Source organism: Nocardiopsis codii (assembly GCF_036327455.1).
GTDB lineage: Bacteria > Actinomycetota > Actinomycetes > Streptosporangiales > Streptosporangiaceae > Nocardiopsis > Nocardiopsis codii.
On record NZ_JAUZMY010000001.1, the window covers coordinates 24,775 to 48,347 of the forward strand.

A 23,573-nucleotide genomic window follows, 5' to 3' on the forward strand; every position below is an offset into this window, starting at 1 on the left:
ACACGGGGGACGGCGGACGGAGGCCTTCCGGGGGCCGTCGCGCTAGGAGCGGCCGGAGAGCTGCTGGACGATCATCAGGAGCGCGGAGTGGTCGAGCCCGCCGTGCCCCTGGTTCCTGAGCGCGGCGACGGACTGTGCCACCTGGGCGCCGAGCGGGATGGCGACCCCCGCGGCGCGCGCGGAGTCGGTGACTATGCGCATGTCCTTGTCGTGCAGGGCGATGCGGAACCCCGGGGTGAAGTCGCGCTCGCGCATGGCCCTGCCCTTGCGCTGGAGCACCGTGCTGCCGGCGAGTCCGCCGCCGAGGACCTCCAGGCCCGACTCGGTGTCGACGCCGTGGGCCTCGAGGAAGACCAGGGCCTCCGCGAGGAGCTGGATGTTGCCCGCGACGATGAGCTGGTTGGCGGCCTTCACCGTCTGTCCGGCGCCGCTCGGCCCGACCAGGACGGGGGTGGTCCCCAGGACGTCGAAGAGGGGGCGGGCTGCCTCGAAGTCGGCCTGCGCCCCGCCGACCATGATGGACAGCTTGGCCTCGACGGCACCGGCCTCGCCTCCGCTCACGGGCGCGTCCAGGACGCGGAGTCCGCGTTCGGCTCCGGCCGCGGCGACGGCGCGGGAGACGTCCGGGCGGATGGTGCTCATGTCGATGACCAGGGTGCCGGGCTTGGCGTTCTCGTACACGCCCCCCGGGCCGAGCAGGAGCTCCTCCACGTCCGGGGAGTCGGGAACCATGGTGATGACGACGTCGGCGCCGGAGACGGCTCCGGCGACGCCGCCGCCGCGCAGGCCGCCCTCGGAGACGAGTGCGTCGACGCGGTCGGGGGTGAGGTTGTGGCCGGTGACGGTGTATCCGGCCCGGACCAGGTTGACGGCCATGGGCAGGCCCATGATCCCCAGGCCGATGAAGGCGATCTCGGTGTCGGGCATCGCTGTCCCTTTCGTGGCTGGGTCGTGCGGTGGCTGTGCGCTCGGTGGCTGTGTGTTCGGTGGCTGTGTGTTCGGTGGCTGTGCGTTCGGACGGTGCGGCGGGCGGATCAGGCCAGCCAGTCGAAGCTCTTGGCGCTGGGGACGGTCGGCTTGTACTCCAGGCCGACGAGCCCGTCGTAGCCGCTGTCCCGGAGCGCCCGGAAGAGGTCGTCGAACGGCAGGCGGCCGGTGCCGGGCTCGCCGCGGCCCGGCGAGTCGGCGATCTGGACGTGGCCGAACTCCGCGCCGTGGTCGCGGACCACGGCGAAGACGTCGTCCCGGTTGACCACGAGGTGGTAGAGGTCCGCGAGGAGGGCGACGTTGGCCGCCCCGGCCTCCCTGGCCCCGGCGACGAACGCGAGGCCCTCGGCCGCGGTGGTGAGCGGGTAGTCCTCGGATCCGCTGATGGGCTCGACGAGCACGGTGCCTCCGACGCGGGCCACGGCCTCGGCCGCCGCGAGGGTGTTCTCCAGGGCGACGCGGTCCTGTTCGGCGGGGTCCGCACCGGGGAGGCGCAGCCCGTGGAGGGCGTTGAAACCGGTGGTGCCGGTGCGCTCGGCGATGCGGGTGACGACGTCGACGTTGGCGCGGAACTCCTCGACCCTGGCGGGGTGCGAGAGCACGCCCCGGTCGGGCCCGGGGAGTACGCCGGCGAAGAAGTTGAGGCCGGTGAGGTGCACGCCGGCCCTGTCGAGGGAGGCGACGAAGGCGTCGATCTCGTCCTGGGGCGGGGTCGGGCTCTCGAAGGGCCACCAGAACTCGACGGCGTCGAAGCCGGCGTCGCGGGCCGCCCGGGGGCGTTCGTGGAGCGGCAGCTCGGTGAACAGCAGGGAGCAGTTCACCGTGTACCGGAGTGTGTGGCTCATGCAGTGCCTCCACCATCTACTTCCACATTGTGGAAAGTAGTTTTCGTTTTGAGGAATGTCATGAGTGTGCGGCCGGTCACCCTGGCTTGTCAACCGCCTCCAGTGGGCACTATCCGTCACAGAGAAACCACATAAGCCTCACAAGGCCCATAAGCCCCAGAGGTGGCGGGCGGTTCGAGTGTTCTTTGTGCGGGCGTACAGATTCTGGCGACTTTCACCGTTTGAGCCTTTTGAGTGTTGACAAGGTCACACCGCCATCAACTAGAGTCCCTCCAATCCGCAATACGGAATTAGCCGTCTGCACTACGAAAATTCTCGACCGGTTCAGCGACCGCCCCCGTCGCCGGCCGGTCGAGCCACGGGAGAGCACATGCCCGAGACCACACCGGAGGAGCCGGGGCGCGGTACCGATCCCGGCCTGGAGCGCCTGAACGCCCTGGCGGGAGAGGAGCTGCGCGCACGGCTCGCCCAGTGCCTGAACGTGGACCGCTGGGTCGCGGCCCTCGCGGCCCGGGCGCCCTTCCGGGACAGGGACGACCTGCTCGGGAGCGCGGACGACCACGCGCGCTCCATCACCCCGGAGGAGGTCGCCACCGCGCTGGCCCGCCACCCCCGCATCGGTGAGAAGGCGGAGGGTGCGGACACGGAGGCACGGTGGTCGCGGGGAGAGCAGTCCGCGTTCGCCGCGGACACCGACGACGCGTCGGCACGCGTCCAGCGGATCTTCGTCCACGCCCAGCGCGAGTACGAGGACAGGTTCGGGCAGATCTACCTCGTCTGCGCCAGCGGACGCTCCAGCCGCGAGCTCCTCGCCGACCTGGTCGCCCGGCTCGACAACGACGCGGCCACCGAACTCGGCGTCGTCGCGGACGAGCTCCGCCGGATCGCCGGGCTCCGCCTGGCCAAACTCCTGGAGAACCCATGAGCCACGTGACCACCCACATCCTGGACACCGCGCTGGGCGCTCCCGCCCGCGGCGTCCCCGTACGGCTGGAGAGCGCCGCCGACGGGCGCCGGGCGTCCTGGAAGACCCTCGCCGAGGGCCGCACCGACGACGACGGACGCGTCCCGGACCTCGGGCCCGACCGTCTCGCCACCGGGACCTACCGGCTCGTCTTCGACACCGCCGCCTACTTCGCGGCCGACGGCCGGACGGGGTTCTTCCCCGAGGTCACCGTCGCCTTCGACCTCACCGAGGAGCAGGACCACTACCACGTGCCCCTGCTCCTGAGCCCCTACTCCTACTCCACCTACCGGGGCTCCTAGTGAGAAGGCGCCCGGCCGCGGACGCCCACCCCTCCCGCCCGTGCGGCGGGCCCCCGGCAGCGCCCTCCGGGCGCGACCACCGACCGCGGAGAGGAGCGGGCGACACGGACCCTCAGCCGGCCAAGGTGTGACACCTGCTTCTTCGAGTGCGTGACAGGTCCTTCCGCATGACCACAGCGGTCCTCCCTCGTACGTACTGCGCACCGGCGCGACGATGACGGATATCCACGAACCTGGAGTTCACCCTGATGGGCATCAGACTCGGAGAGAACCAGTACGGCAAGGCCGAGGTACGCCTCGTCCACGTCAGACGCGACACCGACGTCCACGAGATCAAGGACGTCAACGTCACCTCACAGCTGCGCGGCGACCTGGAGACGGTCCACACACTCGGCGACAACACCACCTGCCTGCCGACCGACACCCAGAAGAACACCGTCTACGCCAAGGCCCGCGAATGGGGCGGCGTCGGCGCCATCGAGGACTTCGCCCTGCGCCTGGCCCGCCACTTCGTCGGGGAGCACGACTACGTGGACGGCGCCCGGCAGGAGATCCACGAGTACGCCTGGGAGCGCATCACCACCCCCGACGGACCGCACGACCACGCCTTCTCCCGCCGCGGCGGCGAGACCCGCACCACCGTCGTCACCAAGGACGACGGCGGCGAGTGGGTGGTGTCCGGGCTGGAGGGCCTCACCGTCCTCAAGTCCACGGGGTCGGAGTTCCACGGCTTCCCCAGGACCGGGTACACGACCCTCCAGGAGACCTCCGACCGCATCCTGGCGACCGACGTCACCGCCCGCTGGCGCTACATCGGCGTGGACCACGACTTCGACGCCGTCTACGCGTCGGTGCGCGGGCTGATGCTGGAGGCGTTCGCGACCACCCACAGCCTGGCGCTCCAGCAGTCGCTGTACGAGATGGGCCGCTCGGTGCTGGAGGCACACCCGGAGATCGCGGAGATCCGCTTCTCCATGCCCAACAAGCACCACTTCCTCGTGGACCTGTCACCCTTCGGGCTGGACAACCCCAACGAGGTGTTCTTCGCCGCGGACCGCCCCTACGGGAAGATCGAGGCCACCGTCGAACGCGACGACGCCCCCTCCCCCGGCAACGCCTGGAAGTCCGTGCCCGGCTTCGTGTAGGCCCCGCGCCGGGGCCCGTCTGTGCGGCCGGGCCCCGGCCCCCACCCCCGGTCGGGGCGTCCCCTCCGCCCCTCCGGCCCTCTCCCCTGCGGGTCACGCCGAGTTCCGGCGTACCTGGAGACGGACAGCCCGACCGGTGGCACCACCGGGCCACGCGCCCGAGATCCCCGCCCCCACAGGGGCGGCCACCAAGCGCAAAGGCTGGAAACTGGCCATGTCGAACAGTCCGTCCGCGAAGGACTCGGCCACAACGAACGCCACACCCCCCGCCCGCCCCGAGGACGAGAAGCTGCCCGCGCGGCTGCTGTTCGTCTACGGGCTCCAGCACATCCTGACCATGTACGCCGGTGCGGTGGCACCGGCACTCGTCATCGGCAGCGCCGCCGGACTCGCGAACGACCCCGCCTCCATGGGGATCCTCGTCAGCGGCGCACTCCTGGTGGCGGGCATCGCCACCCTCATCCAGTCCGTGGGCCACCGCCGCTTCGGCGCCCAGATGCCGATCGTGGTGGCCAGCTCCTTCATCCCCGTGAGCGCCGTCACCGCGCTGTCCGCGGGCCAGGACGGGGAGAACCTGCCCATCGCCTTCGGCGCCTCGCTCGTGGCCGGGGTCTTCGCCCTGGCCCTGACGCCGTTCTTCGGACAGCTGATCCGCTTCTTCCCCCCGATCGTGACGGGCACCATCATCACCGTCATCGGCGTCAGCCTGATGCCGGTGGCCGCGGGCTGGATCGTCGACGGCGCCACCCGGACCCTGGAGGACGGGACCGCCGTCCCCGCGGCACCGCTGTCCCACCTCGGCCTGGCCGGACTCACCCTGGCGGTCATCCTGCTCGGCTCCCGTGTGCTGCCCGGCATCTGGGGGCGGCTGTCCATCCTGATCGGCCTGCTCGTGGGCACCCTCGTCTCGCTGCCCCTGGGCATGGCCGACTTCAGCCGCGTCGGCGAGGCCGACATCGTCTTCGACCCCACCTCCGTCTTCTACTTCGGCGCCCCCCGGTTCGAGGTCGCCGCGATCGTCACGATGTGCGTCATCATGCTCGTGGTCCTCACCGAGGGCGCCTCGCACATCATCGCCGTCGGCGAGATCACCGGGTCCGAGGTGAACGCCAAGCGCATCTCGGCGGGTCTGCGGGCCGATGTCAGCGGATCGCTCATCGGACCGATCTTCAGCGCGACCCCCACCAGTTCGTTCGCACAGAACATCGGCCTGCTGGCCCTGACCAAGGTGCGCAGCCGGTACGTGGTCGCCACGGGCGCCGTCATCCTCGTCGCGCTGGGGCTGTTCCCGGTGCTCGGCGGCGTCATGGCCGCCATCCCGACCCCCGTCCTGGGCGGGGCCGGGCTGGTGCTGTTCGGCAGCGTGGCCGCCAGCGGGATCAAGACCCTGGCCAAGGTGGACTTCACCGACAACCTCAACCTGGTCCTGGTGGCCGCCTCCGTCGGGGTGGCGGTCATCCCCCTGGCCTACCCGACCTTCTACACCCACCTGCCCGAGTCGGTGGAGCTGGTCGCCCACTCGGGGATCATCGGCGCCGCGGTCGTCGCGATCCTGTTGAACATCTGCTTCCACGTGATCGGCCGCGGTCCGGCCACGGAGGCCCCCGCACGGATCGACCACGACGAGATCGGCAGCGCAGGCCCCGGAGAGGCCAAGTACACCGACCAGGCCGGAGCGGTCTACCGCGACGGCGAGCCCGAGGCGCCGAAGGGGGTGTAGGGCCCGGCACCCGGCCCCGGCCCCGCCCCCGGGTGAGCGCCGGAGCGGGCGTCTCCCGGTCCGCGGGGCGGGCGCCGCTGGACAGGCGCCCCGCCCCGCGGACCGCACGGAACCGCGGATTCCGTTCGGGGGCGCCGAATGGTATTCCTGGGAGGTGACCGACTGGGACCTCCGCAAACTCCGTGTTCTCCGCGCCCTCGAGGAGTTCGGGACCGTCAGGGCGACCGCGGAGGCCCTGAGCATGACGCCGTCCGCCGTCTCCCAACAGCTCTCCTCCCTCTCGCACCAGGTGGGGGTGGCGCTGTTGGAGGCGCACGGGAGGCGGGTCCGCCTCACCGACGCCGCGCACGTCCTGCTCAGGCACACCGACATCGTGCTGGCCCAGCTGGAACGGGCCGAGGCCGAGCTGGACGGGTTCGTCCGGGGCGAGATCGGGCACGTGCGCGTCGGCGCCTTCGCCACGGCCATCCCCCGCCTCGTGGTCCCCGCCCTGAACGCCCTCCGCCGCGAGTACCCCGGCCTGACGACGAAGGTGCACCAGGCCGACGCCGCCGAGGTCTACGACCTCCTCTCGGCGGGCGAGATCGACGTCGGCCTGTCCCTGGCCGCCCAGGCGCCGTCCGCGCACGACGGCCGCCACGACCGGCGCGAACTCCTCACGGACCCCCTGGACGTGGCCCTCCCCGCGCACCACCGCCTCGCTTCGGCCCGTGCCCTGCGCCTGCGCGACCTCTCCGACGAGCCCTGGATCTACGGGGCGTCCGGCCCCTGGCGGGACATCACGCTCTCCGCCTGCGCCCAGGCGGGGTTCGTGCCCGAACAGGCGCACGTGGCCTCCGACTGGAGGGCCATCCTCGACATGGTCGCCGCCGGCATGGGCGTCGCCCTGGTCCCGCGCCTGGCCGACGCGTCCGGCTCCCCCGGGGTCGGCCTGCGGGTCACGCACCCCGACCAGCCGCGCCGCCACGTGGTGACCGCCGTCCGGTCGGGTGCCGGGGAGCACCCGCGGATCGCCGCGGTGCTGGGCGCCCTGGCGCAGACGGCCGCGGGGCTCGGCGGCACAAGCGTTCAGCTCAACTGAACAGAGTGATCACAAAGTTTCGCTAGAAGTTACCGGTTTCTCTTGGGACCCTGAAAGCGTCCGACGACCTCCATCCCGGGAGAGACATGAGCCGAGCCCGCCCCTTCGACCCGCGCGACTACAACGCCCAGCCCTACGCTGGCGGAGACCCCTACGCCGACTACCGGGACGGCGAACACGACTTCTCCGGCCTCGTCGACCTGGCCGACCGACGGCTGGGGGGCGGCGTCGTCGCCGCCAACGACGAGTTCTTCGCCCAGCGCGAGAACCTCCTCAAGCCCGACCGCGCGGCGTTCGACCCCCACGCCTTCGGACACAAGGGCAAGGTCATGGACGGCTGGGAGACCAGGCGCCGGCGCGGCTCCGGCGCCGAGGAGCCCCACCCCGCCGCCGACGACCACGACTGGGCCCTCGTCCGCCTCGGCCTGCCCGGCGTCGTCCGCGGGCTGGTCGTCGACACGGCGCACTTCCGCGGCAACCACCCCACCGAGGTGTCCGTCGAGGCGGCCCACCTGGTCGGCACGCCTTCCACCGACGAGCTCCTGGCCGCCGAGTGGACCGAGATCGTGCCGCGTGTACCCGTCCACGGACACGCCGCCAACGACTTCGCGGTGGCCGCCGAACGACGGTGGACCCACCTGCGCCTCAAGCAGTTCCCCGACGGCGGGGTCGCGCGCCTGCGCGTGTACGGCGACCCCGTGGCCGACCCCGCCTGGCTGGCGTCCCTGGGCGGCTTCGACCTGGCGGCCCTGGTCAACGGCGGCACGGTCGAGGACGCCTCGGACCGCTTCTACTCCTCGCCCAACAACATCATCCTCCCGGGGCGCTCGCAGAAGATGGACGACGGCTGGGAGAACCGCCGGCGCCGCGACACCGGGCACGACTGGGTGCGCTTCCGCCTCACCGCCCAGGCCACCGTCCGCGCGCTGGAGATCGACACCGCCTACCTCAAGGGCAACTCCGCCGGCTGGGTGGCGGTCCTGGGACGGGACGCGGGGTCGGACGACCCGGACGCGTGGTTCGAGATCGTGGGCCGGACCCGGCTCCAGCCCGACAGCGCCCACCGCTTCGTCCTGGACACCCCCGTCACGGCCACCCACGTGCGCACCGACGTGTTCCCCGACGGTGGCATCGCCCGCCTGAACGTCTACGGATCCCTGACCGGGTCCGGCACCGCCGACCTCACCCGACGCTGGAGTGCCCTCCAGGGCTGACCGCCGGGACGCGCACCGCGCGGAACACGCGCCCCCGGTCCCGTCCCCGGCGGGGCGCCGTGGACGGGAAGCCGCCTCGGACCGGCCTCAGTCCCGGACCAGCATCCGCCCGCCCGTGCCGGTCGGCCCGACGTCCTCGCCCCGCAGGACGGTGCGGCGCACGCGTCCCACCAGCTCCGCCCCGTCGTAGGGGCTCACCGGGTTGCGGTGCCGGAGCGCCCGGACGTCCACCCGGAAGGGCTCCTCGGGGGCGACCACCGCGAAGTCGGCGTCGTGTCCCACGGCGATCGCACCCTTGTTGCGCACCCCGGCCACCCGCGCGGGCCCCGAGGACATCCACCGCACCACGTCCACCAGGGCCACGCCGCGGCGGCGCGCCTCCGTCCACACGGCCGCGAAACCCACCTGGAGCCCCGACACACCGCCCCACGCGGTCCCGAAGTCACCGGTGTCCAGGGCCTTCAGGTCGGGGGTGCTCGGTGAGTGGTCGCTGACCACGCAGTCGACCAGTCCGTCCTGGAGCGCACGCCACAGGAGGTCCCGGTTGGCGGAGTCGCGGATGGGCGGGCAGCACTTGAACTGCGTGGCCCCGGCGGGCACCGCCTCGGCCTCCAGGGTGAGGTAGTGCGGGCAGGTCTCCACCGTCAGGGGCACGCCGTCCGCCCTGGCCCGGGCGATCAGCGGAAGCGCGGAGGCGCTGGACAGGTGCAGGATGTGCGCCCTGGTGCCCGTGCGCCGCGCCACGTCGATCACCCGCGCGATCGCCTCGTGCTCGGCGGTGTCGGGACGCGACGCCAGGAAGTCGGCGTAGTCGCGTCCGGCTGCGGGCGGCGCCGCCTCCAGCACGGCGGGGTCCTCGGCGTGCACGATGATCCTGCCGCCGAACCCGCCGACGGCCTCGGCGGCGGTCAGCAGCTCGTCCGGGGAGAGGTGGCCGAACTCGTCCACCCCCGACGGGGACAGGAACGCCTTGAACCCGAAGACGCCCCGTTCCCAGAGCGCGGCCAGTTCCTTCGTGCCGCCGGGGCCGCTGTTCTCGGGGACCGCACCTCCCCAGAACCCCACGTCCACGGCGAGCTTGCCCTCGGCGGCGGCCCGCTTGGCGTCCAGTCCCGCGACGGTGGTGGTCGGGGGCACGCTGTTCAGGGGCATGTCGAGCAGGGTCGTGACACCGCCCAGGGCGGCGGCGCCGGTGGCCGAGGCGAACCCCTCCCACTCGGTGCGTCCCGGTTCGTTGACGTGCACGTGGGTGTCGACCAGGCCGGGAAGCAGGACTTCGTCGTCGGCGAGGGTGATCTCCCTGCGGGCGATCAGCGGGGCGCGGTCGCCGACGAGGATGTCCACCACCCTGCCGTCGCGCACCCCGACGGTGACCGGGCGCTCCCCCTCGGGGGTGACGGCTCTGCGGGCACGTACGGCGAGATCGTGTCGGGTCATGTGTCGCTACTCCTGTCCGACGCGTCGTGTGGCCAGACCGACCAGGGTCGCCGTCTCGGCTCCGGTGGCCTCGGCGACCTCGGCCTCGTCCAGGGCCCCGCAGCGTACCCCGCTGACCAGGGCGGAGGCCAGGGCCTGCGCGGTGGCCGGCTCGTCCAGCACCCCTCCGGCGACGGCTCCGAGGTAGGCCCGGAGCCGGGCGGCCGCGGGGGCGAAGGCCTCCCGGTAGAAGGCGTAGGTGGCCAGGTACCGGGTGACCAGCTGGTGCGGGTGCAGGTCCCACCCCTGGTAGAAACCGCGTTCCAGGGAGCGGCGGACCAGGGAGGCGTGCAGCCTCCAGGCGGAGTGCACCTCCTCGGGCGCTCCCACGGGCAGCATGTTGGTCGACCCGTCCGAGAGCCACACGCCGGTACCGGCCGCGGCCACCTGCATGACGGCCTTGGCGTGGTCCGCGACCGGGTGGGCCATGCTCTGGTAGGCGGCGGTGACCCCGCAGGCGGCGCTGTAGTCGTAGGTCCCGTAGTGCAGGGCGCTGACCCGGCCCTGCCCCGCGTGGATCATGCGGGCGACAGCGGCGGTGCCGTCGGGGAGCAGGATCGACTGCGGCGTCTCGATCTGCAGCTCGAAGCGCAGCCGTCCCGCGTCCAGGCCGAGGCGCTTCTCCAACTCGTCGGTGAGCCACACCATGGCCTCGACCTGCTCCACCGAGGTGATCTTGGGCAGGGTGAGGACCAGGTTGCCGGGAAGCGCGCCGTTCTCCTCCAGGAGGGTGCGCAGGAACAGCGCGAGGCTGCGGGCCCCCCGGGCGCGCCCGGCGGCCTCCATGCCCTTCATGCGGATGCCGAAGTGGGGCGGGGCCTGCCCGGCTGCCAGGTCGGCCGAGAGGGCGCGGGCCGCCGAGACCACGTCGGCGTCCTCGACCTCGTCGCCCCGGTCGCCGTAGCCGTCCTCCAGGTCGGCGCGCAGGTCCTCGACCGGCTCGGAGGCGAGCTTGTCCCTCAGCCGGGGAAGGATCTCGGACACCGCGGCCTCGTCGGTCCCCGTCGCCGCCGCCAGGTGGGCGGCCGTCGGCGCGTACTCGGCCAGCGAGGCCGCCGCGTCCCTTCCCCATTCGGCTCCGAGACCGGGCCGCACCCGGTCCGCCGGGACGTACACGGTGTGCACCGGCTGCCGGGCTCCGGAGGAGCCGGGGTAGGCGAGGGCGAGCCGGGCGTCCGCGTCGGCGAGGCGCGCGTTCAACCCGGCGGTGAGCACGTCCAGGTCGAGATCGGGCTCCGTGCGACGGATGTCGGACCGGTCCTCTTCCACGTGTGTGTCCTCTCCCAAGCGAAGTTTTTCCTATCGTGGATGCTAACTTTTGCAATCCGGAAGAACAAGAGAGACCATGGGGTAGTCCGGGATGCTCGGATCACAGCGGGCCGGAACACTCGGACAGCTGGTTTAGCCCGTGCTATAGAAGACACTGATGCCGGGAACCAGTTTTCGTATCGCAGAAGCAAGAGCCTGAACCCACGCCACGGCCCATGGGAGCGCGTCCGTTGTCAGTCCCACAGACCTCTCTAATCACCGACGAATCGGGCAAACGCGGGCGCTCCGGTGGCGTGCAGTCACTCGACCGCGCCTTCTCCCTGCTGGAGATCATGGCGGAGGCCGGCGGCGAGACCTCGCTGAGCCAGCTGGCCGAGTCCTCCGGCCTGCCGCTTCCGACCATCCACCGCATCATCCGCACCCTGGTGGGCAACGGGTACGTGCGCCAGCTCCCGTCCCGCCGCTACGCGCTCGGCCCCCGGCTCATCGGCCTGGGCGACAAGGCCTCGCAGATGCTCGGCACCTGGGCCAGGCCGCACCTGGCGCAGTTGGTGGAGGACCTGGGCGAGACCGCCAACCTGGCCATGCTGGACGGCGACAAGGTCATCTACGTGGCGCAGGTCCCCTCCCCGCACGCCATGCGCATGTTCACCGAGGTCGGCCGCCGCGTGCTGCCGCACTCCGCCGGGGTCGGCAAGGCACTGCTCTCGCAGTTGGGCGACGAGGAGGCCCTGGCCACGGTGCGCCGCACCGGGATGCCCGCGGCCACCGACCGCACCATCACCGAGCCCGAGCGGTTCGTCACCGAGCTGCACAGGGTCCGCGACCAGGGGTTCGCCATCGACGACGGCGAGCAGGAGATCGGCGTGCGCTGCGTCGCGGTCCCGGTCACGGGCGCCCCGTCGGGCATGGCGGTGTCCGTCTCCGGCCCGGAGGCCCGCGTGAGCTGGGAGTTCGTGGAGCGCGCCGCGCCGATCGTGCAGCGCTGCGCGGCCATGCTCGCCACGGACCTCAACAACCAGGCCTGACCCGTACCGGGGACGGACGAAGGGGCGGACCGGCCGAAGCCGGTCCGCCCCTTGCGCGCGAGGGTCTACGTCTGCTGGTCGAAGCCCAGCTTGCGCAGCTGCTTGGGGTCGCGCTGCCAGTCCTTGGCCACGCGCACCCGCAGGTCGAGGAACACCCGCTGGCCCAGCAGGCCCTCGATCTGCTTGCGGGCCCGCGAACCCACGTCCCGCAGGCGCGAGCCCTTGGACCCGATGACGATCGCCTTCTGGCTGGGGCGCTCCACGTACAGCGACGCGTAGATGTCCACCAGCTCCTTGCCCGGACGGGTGTTCTCCCGCTGGAACATCTCGTCCACGACCACCGCGATGGAGTGCGGCAGCTCGTCGCGCACGCCCTCCAGGGCGGCCTCGCGGACCAGCTCGGCCACGAGCATCTCGTCGGGCTCGTCGGTCAGGTCGCCGTCCGGGTACAGCGGCGGCCCCTCCGGCAGGTGCGAGCACAGCACGTCGGTCACGGTGTCCAGCTGGAACGCGCCCTGCGCGGACACCGGGACGATGTCGGCCCAGTCCCCCAGCTCGTCCACCGCCATCAGGTGCTTGCCCACGGCCTCCTTGTCGACCAGGTCGGTCTTGGTGACCAGGGCGACCACCGGGGTGTTGCGCTGCTCCGCCAGCTCCTTGGCGATGTAGGTGTCACCCCGGCCGATCGGCTCGTTGGCGGGCAGGCAGAAGGCGATCACGTCCACCTCGACCAGGGTGGACCGCACCAGCGAGTCCAGCCGCTCGCCCAGCAGGGTGCGCGGCTTGTGCAGACCGGGGGTGTCCACGATGATCAGCTGGGCGTCGGGCCGGTGCACGATACCGCGCACCGTGCGCCGCGTGGTCTGCGGCCGGTTGCTGGTGATCGCCACCTTCTGCCCGACCAGCGCGTTCATCAGCGTGGACTTGCCCACGTTCGGGCGGCCCACGAAGCAGGCGAAGCCGCTGCGGAAACCCTCCGGGTGGGAGGGCGCCGGCAGCGGGATGCGCAGCTTCTCGAGGTCGAGGTCGTTCATCGGTCCTTCTCAGCGCCGGGTGATGCTCGCGGGCACCCCGTCAGGGGTGGCGATCACCACCACCTGGGTCTTCAGGTCGTCCGCCACCGCGCGGTCGTCCTCGGTCAGTTCCTCGGCCTCGGTGACGACCACCGCCGCCTCCAGGGCGGAGGCCTCGCTGGAGGCGGCCGCGGCCACGGCCGCCTGCAGCGCCGTCAGCCGCAGGGAGGGCAGCGACACCGTCGTGGCCACGTACGTGCGCCCCGTCTCGTCGCGCACAGCCGCGCCCTCCGCCGCCGCGTTGCGGGCCCGGGAGGCCCGTGCGAGGGTGATGAGCTTGCCGTCCTCGGGGCCGAGCCCCGTCGTCTCCGTCACTGGTCAGTGCTCCTTACGTCCTCGTTCCGGCCCCGGCCGTCCGACGCCTCGGCGCCCTCGGCGGGCAGACGCTCCACCAGGACCGTCGTCATCCGGTTCCGGCGGCTGCTCTTGCCCTCGAGGGTGAGCCTCAGTCCAGCGTATTCGGCCTGGGCTCCGCCGACCGGGACCCGGCCCAGCACGAACGCGACGAGTCCGCCGACGGTCTCCACGTCCGGGACGTCGAGGTCCCGGTCCGGGAACAGCTCGTCGAGCTCGCCCAGCGGCAGCCGGGCCGTCACGCGCACCCGGTCGTCGTCCAGCCAGTCCACCGGCGGGATCTCGTGGTCGTACTCGTCGGTGATCTCCCCGACGATCTCCTCCACGATGTCCTCCAGCGTGACCAGGCCCGCCGTGCCGCCGTACTCGTCGATGGCCACCGCGACGTGGTTGCGCTGCTGCTGCATCTCGCGGAGCAGCTCGTCGATGGGCTTGGTGTCGGGGACGTAGGTCGCCGGGCGCATCACGTCGGCCGCGGTGAGCGGCACGTCCGCCCCGGCACTGCCCGCGGCCGCCGCCCAGCGGTCGCGGAGCTGGTCCACCAGGTCCTTGAGGTAGACGATGCCGACGACGTCGTCCTCGTCCTCGCCGGTCACGGGGATCCGCGAGTAGCCGCTCCCCAGCGCCAGGGTGAGGACCGCGTCGGCGTCGGCCTCGCGGCTCGTGAACACGATGTCCGGGCGGGGCACCATGACCTCGCGCACGGAGGTGTCGTCGAGCTTGAAGACGGAGTGGATCATCTGCCGCTCCTCGGCGTCGATCACCTCCCCCTGCTCGGCGAGGTCGACCAGCTGCCGCAGCTCCACCTCGGTGCTGAACGGCCCCTCGCGGTCGCCCTTGCCGCGCGGGGTGATGGCACGGCCCGCGCCGACCAGGAGCTGGGCGAGCGGACCCACCACGACCTGGACCGGGTAGACGACCGCCGCGCTCGCACGGGCCACCGGACCGGCGAACTGCCGTCCGAGGATGCGCGGCGCGATCGCGATCAGCACCGACTCCACGACGACCATCGCCACGGCGGTGAGCGCGAGGGCGGGCCACCCCAGCCCGAGGAGGAACACCATCCCCATGACGGCCGCGATGACCGCGCACACCTCGCACACCACGCGCAGGAAGAGCAGCACGTTGAGGTGGCGGGTGGGGTCTGCGGCCACCTTGCCCCAGAGTCCGCCGGTCCTGGCGGCGCGCTCGGCTCCGGTCGCCTCGGGAAGGCCCACGGACATGACCCGGGTGACGGCGACCTCCGCCGCCACCAGGAACCCGGCCACCGCGGTCAGCACCAGTGCGATCGCGAAGGCGGAGATCCACTCGGCGGGCTCGCCCGTGGTCATGGGAGCGACGTCAGGCCACATCAGGGGTCTCATCAGGAGCTCTCGTCCCCTGCGGTCTCCGCCGTCTCCCGCTCACGCCAGGCCGCGAGGATCTCGCCCTGGAGGCCGAACATCTCCTTGTGCTCGTCGGGCTCGGCGTGGTCGTAGCCCAGCAGGTGCAGGATGCCGTGGGTGCACAGCAGGTCGATCTCGGCCCGGGTGCTGTGCCCGGCCTTCTCGGCCTGGCGCTCCGCCACCTGCGGGCAGATGATCACGTCACCGAGGACACCGGGTTCACTGGTCCGGCCGGGGCCGCCGGGGCGCAGCTCGTCCATGGGGAAGGAGAGCACGTCGGTGGGGCCCGGTTCGTCCATCCACCGCACGTGCAGGTCGGTCATGGGTCCCTCGTCCACCAGCACGACGGACAGCTCGGCCAGGGGGTGGACGCGCATGGCGTCGAGCACGTGCCGGGCCAGGCGGGAGAGTCGCTCCTCGTCCACGGTGGTGACGCCGGACTCGTTGGCGACGTCGATACTCATCTGTTGGGGCTGCCTCACTTGGAATCGTCTCGGCCGGGCGGCGCGCCCGGCCGGTGGGTGCGCCGTCTCCGGCCCGCACCCGGGACACCCGAACCGGTGGGCCCGCCTACTCACGGACCCACCGGTGCGAATGCCGTACTACCTCAGTCTGCCCGCTCCCCGGGGCGGCTGCTCCCCGTCCCCGGCTCCTTCGGGGTGTCGGAGGGGTCGCTGCGCGGGGACAGGCCCCTGGAGCGGCCTCCTCCGGAGCCCCGGCGGTTGCCCCTGCGGTCGCCCTGGCGGTCGTCCCGGAGGGCGTCGTAACGCCCGTAGGCGTCGACGATCTTCCCCACGAGCTTGTGCCGGACGACGTCCTCGCTGGTCAGCCGACAGAATGCGATGTCATCGATGTCACTCAGGATCGTCTCGATGGTCCGCAGTCCGCTGGCCTGCCCGCCGGGCAGGTCCACCTGGGTGACGTCACCGGTGACCACGATCCGGGAGCCGAAGCCCAGACGCGTGAGGAACATCTTCATCTGCTCGGGCGAGGTGTTCTGGGCCTCGTCCAGGATGATGAAGGAGTCGTTCAGGGTCCGGCCCCTCATGTACGCCAGGGGCGCGACCTCGATCGTCCCGGCGGCCATCAGCTTGGGGATGGAGTCGGGGTCGAGCATGTCGTGCAGGGCGTCGTAGAGGGGACGCAGGTAGGGGTCGATCTTGTCGTAGAGCGTGCCCGGCAGGAAGCCGAGGCGCTCCCCCGCCTCCACGGCGGGACGGGTCAGGATGATCCGGTTGACCTCTTTGTCCTGGAGCGCCTTGACCGCCTTGGCCATGGCCAGGTAGGTCTTGCCGGTGCCCGCGGGCCCGATGCCGAACACCACGGTGCTGCGGTCGATGGTGTCGACGTAGCGCTTCTGGTTGAGCGTCTTGGGCCGGATGGTCTTGCCGCGGTTGGACAGGATGTTGGTGGTGAGCACGTCCGCGGGCCGCTCCGACCCGGGCGCCGCCAGCATGTGGACCATGCGCTCGATGGTGTCGGGGGTGACGTGCGTGCCGCTCTTGGCGAGTTCGATCAGCTCCTCGACGAGGCGGACCACGACAGTGGTCTCCTCGGGGGTGCCGCTGATGGTGAACTCGTTGCCGCGGACGTGGATGTCACTGTCGAAGGCCCGCTCCAACGCCCTGAGGAGTTCGTCCCCCGAGCCGAGCAGGCTGATCATCGTGTGCTCGTCGGGCACCACGACCTTGACCTGTGTGTCCCGTCGCGGGTGCGTGTGCGTTGTCTCGGCCATGATGTGGCCTTGCGGCCGCTGTCCTACCCTTCGATCGGGCGCCCCGGCCTGGGCCGGCGCGGCGCCTCCTGGACGGCCCCGGCACCGTGCGGGGCGCCGGGTGCGGCTCCTCGCCGGTGTTCCACTGGAGTCCCACCGGACCCTCGGAGCCCACGGTCACGAGTCTACCAAGGCGTCCACGGCCCGCTCGATGGGTTATTCGGCCTGTGGACGGCGGCGCCGGAGAGGGAGCGCGGGACGGCGCGGGGAGCGGCGGAGCACAGCGGGCTCCGGAGGGTTCCCGCCCGCCCCCGCGCCCGGGCCCCGGAGCAGTGTGCGGAGGGGGTCCCGGGCGGGCGGTCCCCTATCCGGGAGGCCAGTTGAGCCCGCGGCCGCCCAGGAGGTGGGCGTGGAGGTGGAAGACCGTCTGCCCGGCCCCGCTCCCGGTGTTGAACACCAGCCGGTACCCGGTCTCGGCGATGCCCTCCGCCAGGGCCACCTCGTGGGCGTCGCTGGTGATCTGGTCCAGCAGACCGGTGCCCTCGGCCGCCGCGGCGGCGGCGTCGGCGTGGTGCTCGCGCGGGACGATCAGCACGTGTGTGGGGGCCTGGGGGTTGATGTCGCGGAAGGCGAGGGTCCGCTCGCCCTCGCGGACGATCTCGGCGGGCACCTCCCCCTTCACGATCTTGCAGAAGAGGCAGTCCTCGTGGGCCATCGCGAACCTCCTTGGTGTGTCCGTGGTGTGTTCGTGGTGTGTGCGCGGCCGCGGAACGGCCGCCGTCCGGGATTGTCCGGGACCATGATGCCGCAGGTCGGTGGTGGGCGGCCCTTTCCGAAGGAGGCCTCACGCCCGGCCTGGAAGCCGGTTCGGCGGCGGCCTCCGTCCCAGTCGCGATAGTCTTCCACCCGTGCGCGGCGGGTCGTCGGAAACGTCCACCGGCGGACCGGTCCCCACGTGTTCGGATTGAAACGCGCGTCTACCTGGAAAAGAAGAGGTATGCCCTTTCGTAAACCCCGCGACAAGGGTGTGCGTCGAACTGAAGTGACGACAGAAACGATGGTGGCCGGAGCCGCCACGGCTCCGCTCTCAGTGGAGTGGGACGCCGACCATGCCGTGACGGAGCTCTACAGGGAGCACTACCGTCCACTCGTTCGGCTCGCAGCCCTGCTCGTCCGCGACCACGCGACCGCGGAGGAGGTTGTCCAGGACTCGTTCGTCGCGATGCACGCCGCATGGCGTCGCCTGCGCGACCCGAACAAGGCCCTGTCCTACCTTCGTCAGGCAGTGGTGAACAAGGCCCGGTCCGTGCTCCGCCACCGGGCGGTGGTGGAGAAGCACGCCCCCAAGGCCCTACCCGACGCCCCCAGCGCCGAACACGGCGCACTGAACCTGTTGGAGCGGGAGGCGGTCATCCGTGCTCTGCGCAAACTACCCACCCGTCAGCGAGAGGCCATCGTGCTCCGGTACTACGGCGACCTGTCAGAGGCTCAGATCGCGGACGCGATGGGGATCAGCCGCGGCGCGGTGAAGAGCCACACGTCCCGTGGCATCTCCTCTCTCCGCTCTGTCCTGGAGCAGACGACATGACCGGCCCGACAGATCCGATGAACGACGCGTTCGAGGAGCGGCTGCGCCAGGTCCTCAGATCCGAGGCGGACGCGGTCGCGCCCTCGCCGGAGGCCCTCAACCTCATCCGCGACCGGACGGACCGGAACCGCGGCGTCTCCTGGTTCGGCCTGCCCTGGCTACGACCGGTGGCGGCGGTCGCGGGAGCCGTGATGATCGCCGCCTCGGTGATCATGTCCAGCCCCCAGGTCCGCGACCAGGTGCTGGAGTTCGTCCCGGCGGGCGCCGACCGCCACGGCACTCCGCCCGAGCACGACGAGGACGGCGGCGGCGTCGCGGCCCCCGACCCCTCCTCCGACTCCACCGAGGGGACCACGCAGCAGTCGGCGGAACCCCTGGACGACGCCGAGAGCCCTCCCGTTCCCGGCGAGGAGGAGGACCCGGCCGAGGAGGGCTTCGAGTCCACGTCCACGTGTCCGCCCTCCGAGGACGACACCCTGCCCTCGCCCACCCCGTCCGCGGAGGCGAAGGACGACCGGTCCCCCTCGGAGGACGGCTGTGAGCCGAGCGAGGAGCCGACCGCCGGCGAGGGCGGCGGCGACGAGGGCGGCAACGGCGGCGGAGGCGTGGAGACCCCCGGCACCGGCGGCGGGGACGAGGGCAGCGGCGGCGGCGAGGAGACCTCCGGCAGCGGTCCCGGCGTCCCCGGCAGCGACACCAGCAGCAACCGGACCGTGACGGAGAACTGACGCACCGGCCCGGCCCACCGGGCAGGACGGACGAGGCGCCCGGGGAGATCTCCCCGGGCGCCTCGTCCGTCGTCCCGTCCGTGCACTGCGACCCTCCGGCCCGGCGCCGTTGCGCGCCGGAAGGGGCCGTGTCCGCCCCGCCCGCTACCAGCGTCCGGTACGGGCCTGGAGCACCGCCAGGGCGGCGACCCCGGCGGTGGAGGTGCGCAGCACGCTCGGCCCCAGCAGGGCGCGCACGGCGCCCGCTGCGCCGAACGCGTCGAGTTCGGCGTCGGAGAAGCCTCCCTCGGGCCCGACCACCACGACGATCCCCGGCCCGTCCCCGGAGGGCAGGTCCAGTTCGGCCAGGCGCCCTGCCCCGCCCTCGTGGAGCACCACACCGAGGTCGGCTCCGGCCAGCAGCCCGGCCACGGCGGACCGGTCCGCGAGGTCGGCGACCTCGGGCAGCCGCCCCCGCCTGGCCTGTTTGGCCGCCTCCCTCGCGGTGGCGCGCCACTTGGCCAGGGCCTTGGCGGCCCTGTCGCCCTTCCATCGGGTGACGGAGCGTTCCGCGGCCCAGGGGACGACCGTGTCGACCCCGGCCTCGGTCATCATCTCCACGGCCAGTTCGCCGCGGTCGCCCTTGGGGAGCGCCTGGACGACGGTCAGGCGGGGGCGGGGCGCCGGCTCCTCGCTGCGCTCCACCACCGCGCAGACGATGTGGTCCCTGCCCACGCCGGACACCGTGCACCGGGCACGCAGGCCGAGACCGTCGGACAGGTCGACGGTCTCACCCTCCCTGATGCGCCGCACCACCGCGGCGTGGCGCCCCTCGGAGCCGTCCACCGTCACCCGGTCGGCCGCCAGGTCGGCGGTCTCGACCAGGAAGACCGGCGGTGTCACTTGTTGGCGCCGAAGGCGTCGCGGAGCTTGGCGAAGAGGCCGCCGTGCCCGGGGCTGAACCGGCCCGGGGACTGGTCCTCACCGCGCAGCTCGGCGAACTTGCGGAGAAGGTTCTCCTGCTCCTCGTCGAGCTTGCCCGGGGTCTCCACGTCGACGCGGATGCGCAGGTCGCCCCGGCCGCCGCCGTCCAGGTGGGTGACGCCCTTGTTGGACAGGGTGATGACGTGGCCGGAGTTGGTGCCCGGACGCAGGTCGATGTTCTCGGTGCCGTCGAGGGTGTCGAAGGCGAAGGAGGCGCCCAGCGCGGCGGCCGTCATGGGGACGGTCACCGTGCAGTGCAGGTCGTCGCCCCGCCGCTCGAAGGTGGGGTGGGGGCGCTGGATGATCTCCAGGATGATGTCGCCGCGGGGGCCGCCGTTGGGGCCGACCTCGCCCTCACCGGCGAGCTGGATCCGGGTGCCGTCGTCGACGCCGGCGGGGATCTTGACGGTACGGGTGACCTTCTCCCGCACACGCCCCTCTCCCGCGCAGTCGCCGCACGGGTTGGTGATGACCGAGCCCTGCCCCGAGCACTGCGGACAGGGACGGGAGGTCATCACCTGACCCAGGAACGAGCGGGTGACCTGGGAGACCTCGCCCTGCCCGTGGCACATCTCGCACGTGGTGCGGTGCGAACCGGCCGCGGTCCCCTCGCCCTGGCACGTCTCGCACAGGATCGCGGTGGGGAAGGTGATCTCCTTGCTGACCCCGAACGCTGTCTCCACCAGGTCCAGCTCGACCCGGATCTTGATGCTCCGACCGCGCCGGACCCGGTCCCGGGGGCCGCGCCCGCCGGGCTGGCCGCCGCCGAAGAAGGCGTTCATGATGTCGTCGAAGGCGAAGCCGCCCGCGCCGCCGCCGAAGCCTCCCGCGCCGCCTCCGCCGGGAGCGTAGGGGTCCTGGCCCATGTCGAACATCCGGCGCTTGTTCTCGTCGGAGAGGACCTCGTAGGCCTGGGTCACCTCCTTGAAGCGCTCCTGCGTCGCGGGGTCGGGGTTGATGTCCGGATGGAGCTCGCGTGCGAGCCTCCGGTACGCCTTCTTGATCTCGTCCTTGGACGCGTCGCGACGCACCCCGAGAACCTGGTAATAGTCTCTGGCCACTGAGTTACTGTCCTGCCAAAATCTGTCCGACGTACCGAGCCACGGCGCGTACCGCTCCCATTGTTCCCGGATAGTCCATCCGGGTGGGTCCCACGACACCGATCTTGGCGAGCGACTGGTTTCCCACACCGTAGTCGGCCGAGACGATGGAGGTGGACCGGAGACCCTCGTGGAAGTTCTCCGCGCCGATGCGCACCGTGAGCATTGACGGGTCCTTCGCCTCACCCAGCAAACGGATGAGGACCATGTTCTCTTCCAGCGCCTCCAGGACGTCCCTCAGGCTGGCGGCGAAGTCGACGGCGGCGAGGTTGGCCGTCCCGGCGAGGACGATCTTCTCCTCGTGCCGTTCGACGAGGCTGTCCAGCAGGACGGAGAGGACGGCGACCGCCATCTGGCGGTGTTCCGGCGGAACCTGCGCGGGCAGGTCCGCCACAGCGTCGGGCACCTCTCCGAGGTGGAGACCGGAGATGGCGCGGTTGAGCATGGAGCGCAGGTCGTGGACCGCTGTCCCGTTGACCTCTCCGAGGCCGTCGATGACGCGCTGTTCGACCCTGCCCGTGTCGGTGATCACGACCATCATGACCCGCTGGCCCCCGAGGGGGACCAGCTCGACGTGCTGCACCGACGACCGGGTCAGCGACGGGTACTGCACGATCGCGACCTGGCGTGTGAGCTGGGAGAGGAGCCGCACGGTCCGGGCGACGATCTCGTCCAGGTCCACCGCTCCGGCGAGGAAGGACTCGATGGCGCGGCGCTCCGGGGCCGACAGGGGCTTGACCGAGGAGAGCCGGTCGACGAAGAGCCGGTACCCCTTGTCGGTCGGCACGCGCCCCGCGCTGGTGTGGGGTTGGGCGATGTACCCGTCCTCCTCCAGCGCGACCATGTCGTTGCGGATGGTCGCGGGCGAGACCCCGAGCCTGTGCCGGTCGGCCAGGGCCCTGGAGCCCACGGGTTCGTTCGTGTTGACGAAGTCCTCCACGACCGCGCGCAGGACCGCGAGCTTGCGCTCGTCCAGCAACTCGCCACCTCCTGGCACTCCGGGTTCCTCGGTGCTAATTCTATGCCCGGCCGCAAACCCGGACGGGTACCCGCCGGTAGTAACACCGGGGGGCACGCCTGATCTTCCCTCCGGTGCGGCGACGTGCGCCACGACACGGGTGAAGCGACACCCTCCCCCAGTAGACTGCACGACCGTGGCTACCAAGGGAACCGGCCGCTACGGCCGCGACGTACTCGCCGACGACTGGCGGCTGCCCCGCAAGGGCGCCGTACGCGAGGTCCCCCTGAGTCGGGACCTGGTCGTGGAGGACGCCGACGAGGCGTTCTGCGGAGCGGTCCTGACGTGGGACAAGTCCACCGTGACCCTGGAGGACCGCGCCGGCCGCCGCAGGGTGTTCGACCTGGGGCCGGCCGCCTTCCTGCTCGACGGGAAGCCCGTGACCCTGGTGCGCCCCGCCGCGGCGCCGAGGGGACCCCTGCGCAGCGCCTCCGGCTCGGTGGCGGTGACCGGCGCCGCCGCGCGTACGGCGCGCGGGAGCCGCATCTACGTGGAGGGCGCGCACGACGCCGAGCTGGTGGAGAAGGTCTGGGGCCACGACCTGCGCGTCGAGGGGATCGCCGTCGAGTTCCTGGAGGGCGTCGACGACCTGCCCGCGATCGTGGCGGACTTCGCCCCCGGTCCGGACCGGCGCCTCGGGGTCCTCGTGGACCATCTGGTCCCGGGATCCAAGGAGAGCCGGATCGCCGAGCGGGTACGCGCGGAGCACGTACTGGTGGCCGGCCACCCCTATGTCGACGTCTGGCAGGCCGTGCGGCCCGCCGCCGTGGGGATCAGGGCCTGGCCCGAGGTTCCGCGCGGCCGCCCCTGGAAGGAGGGCGTCGTCGAGGCCCTGGGGTGGCGGATGGAGACCGGTGAGGCGTGGCGCCGGATCCTCGGATCCGTCGGTACCTATGCTGACCTGGAGCCGTCCCTGCTCGGACGTGTGGAGGAGCTCATCGACTTCGTCACGGGACCCCACCCGGACGAACCCTAGGACGTGTCGTCGCGTCACGGTAGGGTTCCTGCCCCTGACAGGGCCGTTTTCGCGGTGGAACGGAGTCAGGACCTAGGATTCTGCCCAGGGCGCGGTCCGGACACCCGGTGTCCGGGGCCGCGGTCGCCCGCCTCCGGCCCTGCGCGGTCGTCGGTACCGAGCGAAAGTACAAGAACCGCCACTCATCAGCGGAGCCAAGGAAGAGCATGAGCGAGACCCCGACGAACCCCCCGTCCCCGGAGGACCCCGACCAGGACCGGCAGCCCCGGCAGCCGGAAGGCGGGCAGCAGGAGTACGGCCGCCAGGACGAAGGCCGGCCGCAGCAGCCCGGGTACGCCCAGCCCTCGGGCGGGCAGTCGCCGTACGCCCCCCAGCCCGACCAGGGCCAGCCGTCGTACGGGCAGCCGTCCTACGGACAGCCCTCCGGCGCACAGCCCGCGTACGGGCAGCAGCCCCAGCCCGGCCCCCCGGGCGGCGCGTCGCCGTACGCCCCGCAACCCGACCAGGGACAGCCGTCCCACGGACAGCCCACGGGCGGCCAGCCCTCGTACGGGCAGCAGCCCCAGCCCGGGTACGCCCAGCCCTCGGGCGGCCAGTCCCCGTACGCCCCCCAGCCCGACCAGGGCCACCAGCAGGACTACGG

General features: G+C 72.0%; 23 protein-coding genes. 10 read left to right on the forward strand and 13 right to left on the reverse strand.

The genetic code is table 11. From position 1 onward, the window contains the following. Positions 1 to 42: 42 nt before the first annotated feature. Positions 43 to 927: a 2-hydroxy-3-oxopropionate reductase gene (locus tag Q8791_RS00100; RefSeq protein WP_330089459.1), complete on the reverse strand. Its 885-nt coding sequence runs from the start codon at positions 925 to 927 to the stop codon at positions 43 to 45. 107 nt (positions 928 to 1,034) lie between these two features. Further along, on the reverse strand, positions 1,035 to 1,832 hold the full coding sequence (locus Q8791_RS00105; protein WP_330089460.1) for a hydroxypyruvate isomerase family protein: 798 nt from the start codon (positions 1,830 to 1,832) through the stop codon (positions 1,035 to 1,037). A 370-nt stretch (positions 1,833 to 2,202) separates the two neighbouring features. Here Q8791_RS00105 and uraD point away from each other — a divergent pair, with 370 nt between their 5' ends. The 6 genes from uraD to alc all read left to right on the forward strand — a co-directional run bounded on the left by uraD (position 2,203) and on the right by alc (position 8,258). After that, positions 2,203 to 2,757 (forward strand): 2-oxo-4-hydroxy-4-carboxy-5-ureidoimidazoline decarboxylase, encoded by a 555-nt coding sequence (uraD, locus tag Q8791_RS00110; protein ID WP_330089461.1) that lies wholly within the window; start codon positions 2,203 to 2,205, stop codon positions 2,755 to 2,757. After that, entirely contained in the window at positions 2,754 to 3,098 is a 345-nt protein-coding gene (gene uraH, locus Q8791_RS00115; RefSeq protein ID WP_330089462.1) for a hydroxyisourate hydrolase, read from the forward strand. Before uraD ends, uraH begins: the two co-directional genes overlap by 4 nt. A 248-nt stretch (positions 3,099 to 3,346) precedes the next feature. After that, positions 3,347 to 4,243 carry a factor-independent urate hydroxylase gene (pucL, locus tag Q8791_RS00120; RefSeq protein WP_330089463.1) on the forward strand — a complete coding sequence of 299 codons (897 nt, stop codon included), beginning with the start codon at positions 3,347 to 3,349 and terminating at the stop codon, positions 4,241 to 4,243. Between the two features lie 214 nt (positions 4,244 to 4,457). Further along, positions 4,458 to 5,963: a nucleobase:cation symporter-2 family protein gene (locus tag Q8791_RS00125; RefSeq protein ID WP_330089464.1), complete on the forward strand. Its 1,506-nt coding sequence runs from the start codon at positions 4,458 to 4,460 to the stop codon at positions 5,961 to 5,963. Positions 5,964 to 6,117: 154 nt separating this feature from the next. Next, positions 6,118 to 7,044 (forward strand): LysR family transcriptional regulator, encoded by a 927-nt coding sequence (locus tag Q8791_RS00130; protein WP_330089465.1) that lies wholly within the window; start codon positions 6,118 to 6,120, stop codon positions 7,042 to 7,044. Positions 7,045 to 7,130: 86 nt separating this feature from the next. Beyond that, entirely contained in the window at positions 7,131 to 8,258 is a 1,128-nt protein-coding gene (alc, locus tag Q8791_RS00135) for an allantoicase (RefSeq protein WP_330089466.1), read from the forward strand. A gap of 87 nt (positions 8,259 to 8,345) precedes the next feature. On the opposite strand, the gene allB is transcribed toward alc, so the two are convergent. Together allB and Q8791_RS00145 are read right to left on the reverse strand one after the other, a co-directional pair. After that, on the reverse strand, positions 8,346 to 9,695 hold the full coding sequence (gene allB / locus Q8791_RS00140; protein WP_330089467.1) for an allantoinase AllB: 1,350 nt from the start codon (positions 9,693 to 9,695) through the stop codon (positions 8,346 to 8,348). Between the two features lie 6 nt (positions 9,696 to 9,701). Continuing rightward, entirely contained in the window at positions 9,702 to 11,003 is a 1,302-nt protein-coding gene (locus tag Q8791_RS00145; RefSeq protein WP_330089468.1) for a DUF6986 family protein, read from the reverse strand. Between the two features lie 293 nt (positions 11,004 to 11,296). On the opposite strand from Q8791_RS00145, the gene Q8791_RS00150 reads away from it, so the two are divergent. Beyond that, positions 11,297 to 12,031 carry an IclR family transcriptional regulator gene (locus Q8791_RS00150; RefSeq protein WP_330089469.1) on the forward strand — a complete coding sequence of 245 codons (735 nt, stop codon included), beginning with the start codon at positions 11,297 to 11,299 and terminating at the stop codon, positions 12,029 to 12,031. Between the two features lie 65 nt (positions 12,032 to 12,096). On the opposite strand, the gene era is transcribed toward Q8791_RS00150, so the two are convergent. The 6 genes from era to Q8791_RS00180 all read right to left on the reverse strand — a co-directional run bounded on the left by era (position 12,097) and on the right by Q8791_RS00180 (position 17,272). Continuing rightward, positions 12,097 to 13,065: a GTPase Era gene (gene era / locus Q8791_RS00155; protein WP_330089470.1), complete on the reverse strand. Its 969-nt coding sequence runs from the start codon at positions 13,063 to 13,065 to the stop codon at positions 12,097 to 12,099. Positions 13,066 to 13,074: 9 nt separating this feature from the next. Further along, positions 13,075 to 13,419, reverse strand: a complete 345-nt coding sequence (locus Q8791_RS00160; RefSeq protein ID WP_330089471.1) for a cytidine deaminase — start codon at positions 13,417 to 13,419, stop codon at positions 13,075 to 13,077. Further along, the gene (locus tag Q8791_RS00165; RefSeq protein ID WP_330089472.1) at positions 13,416 to 14,822 is read right to left on the reverse strand and encodes a hemolysin family protein; all 1,407 of its coding nucleotides are present in this window, start codon (positions 14,820 to 14,822) and stop codon (positions 13,416 to 13,418) included. The genes Q8791_RS00160 and Q8791_RS00165 overlap by 4 nt, the downstream gene beginning before the upstream one ends. After that, a complete protein-coding gene (gene ybeY, locus Q8791_RS00170) occupies positions 14,822 to 15,307 on the reverse strand; it encodes an rRNA maturation RNase YbeY (RefSeq protein WP_330089473.1) in 486 nt (161 codons plus the stop codon). Before ybeY ends, Q8791_RS00165 begins: the two co-directional genes overlap by 1 nt. Before the next feature lie 143 nt (positions 15,308 to 15,450). After that, positions 15,451 to 16,578, reverse strand: a complete 1,128-nt coding sequence (locus Q8791_RS00175; protein WP_330089474.1) for a PhoH family protein — start codon at positions 16,576 to 16,578, stop codon at positions 15,451 to 15,453. Positions 16,579 to 16,921: 343 nt separating this feature from the next. Further along, complete coding sequence (locus Q8791_RS00180; RefSeq protein ID WP_330089475.1) at positions 16,922 to 17,272, reverse strand: histidine triad nucleotide-binding protein; 351 nt, start codon at positions 17,270 to 17,272, stop codon at positions 16,922 to 16,924. A gap of 342 nt (positions 17,273 to 17,614) precedes the next feature. Between Q8791_RS00180 and Q8791_RS00185 the strand changes: the two genes are divergently transcribed. Next, entirely contained in the window at positions 17,615 to 18,145 is a 531-nt protein-coding gene (locus Q8791_RS00185) for a SigE family RNA polymerase sigma factor (RefSeq protein WP_330089778.1), read from the forward strand. Beyond that, positions 18,142 to 18,873 carry a hypothetical protein gene (locus tag Q8791_RS00190; protein WP_330089476.1) on the forward strand — a complete coding sequence of 244 codons (732 nt, stop codon included), beginning with the start codon at positions 18,142 to 18,144 and terminating at the stop codon, positions 18,871 to 18,873. The genes Q8791_RS00185 and Q8791_RS00190 overlap by 4 nt, the downstream gene beginning before the upstream one ends. A 144-nt stretch (positions 18,874 to 19,017) precedes the next feature. Here the strand turns inward: Q8791_RS00190 and Q8791_RS00195 are convergent, their stop codons facing one another. From Q8791_RS00195 to hrcA, 3 genes are read right to left on the reverse strand one after another with little or no spacing between them, the layout of a single operon-like run. Then, positions 19,018 to 19,755 (reverse strand): 16S rRNA (uracil(1498)-N(3))-methyltransferase, encoded by a 738-nt coding sequence (locus Q8791_RS00195; RefSeq protein ID WP_330089477.1) that lies wholly within the window; start codon positions 19,753 to 19,755, stop codon positions 19,018 to 19,020. Further along, positions 19,752 to 20,897: a molecular chaperone DnaJ gene (gene dnaJ / locus Q8791_RS00200; protein ID WP_330089478.1), complete on the reverse strand. Its 1,146-nt coding sequence runs from the start codon at positions 20,895 to 20,897 to the stop codon at positions 19,752 to 19,754. Before dnaJ ends, Q8791_RS00195 begins: the two co-directional genes overlap by 4 nt. Before the next feature lie 4 nt (positions 20,898 to 20,901). Next, a complete protein-coding gene (gene hrcA, locus Q8791_RS00205) occupies positions 20,902 to 21,915 on the reverse strand; it encodes a heat-inducible transcriptional repressor HrcA (RefSeq protein WP_330089779.1) in 1,014 nt (337 codons plus the stop codon). 175 nt (positions 21,916 to 22,090) lie between these two features. Here hrcA and Q8791_RS00210 point away from each other — a divergent pair, with 175 nt between their 5' ends. Continuing rightward, entirely contained in the window at positions 22,091 to 22,930 is an 840-nt protein-coding gene (locus Q8791_RS00210) for a DUF3097 domain-containing protein (RefSeq protein WP_330089479.1), read from the forward strand. Positions 22,931 to 23,573: the final 643 nt, after the last annotated feature.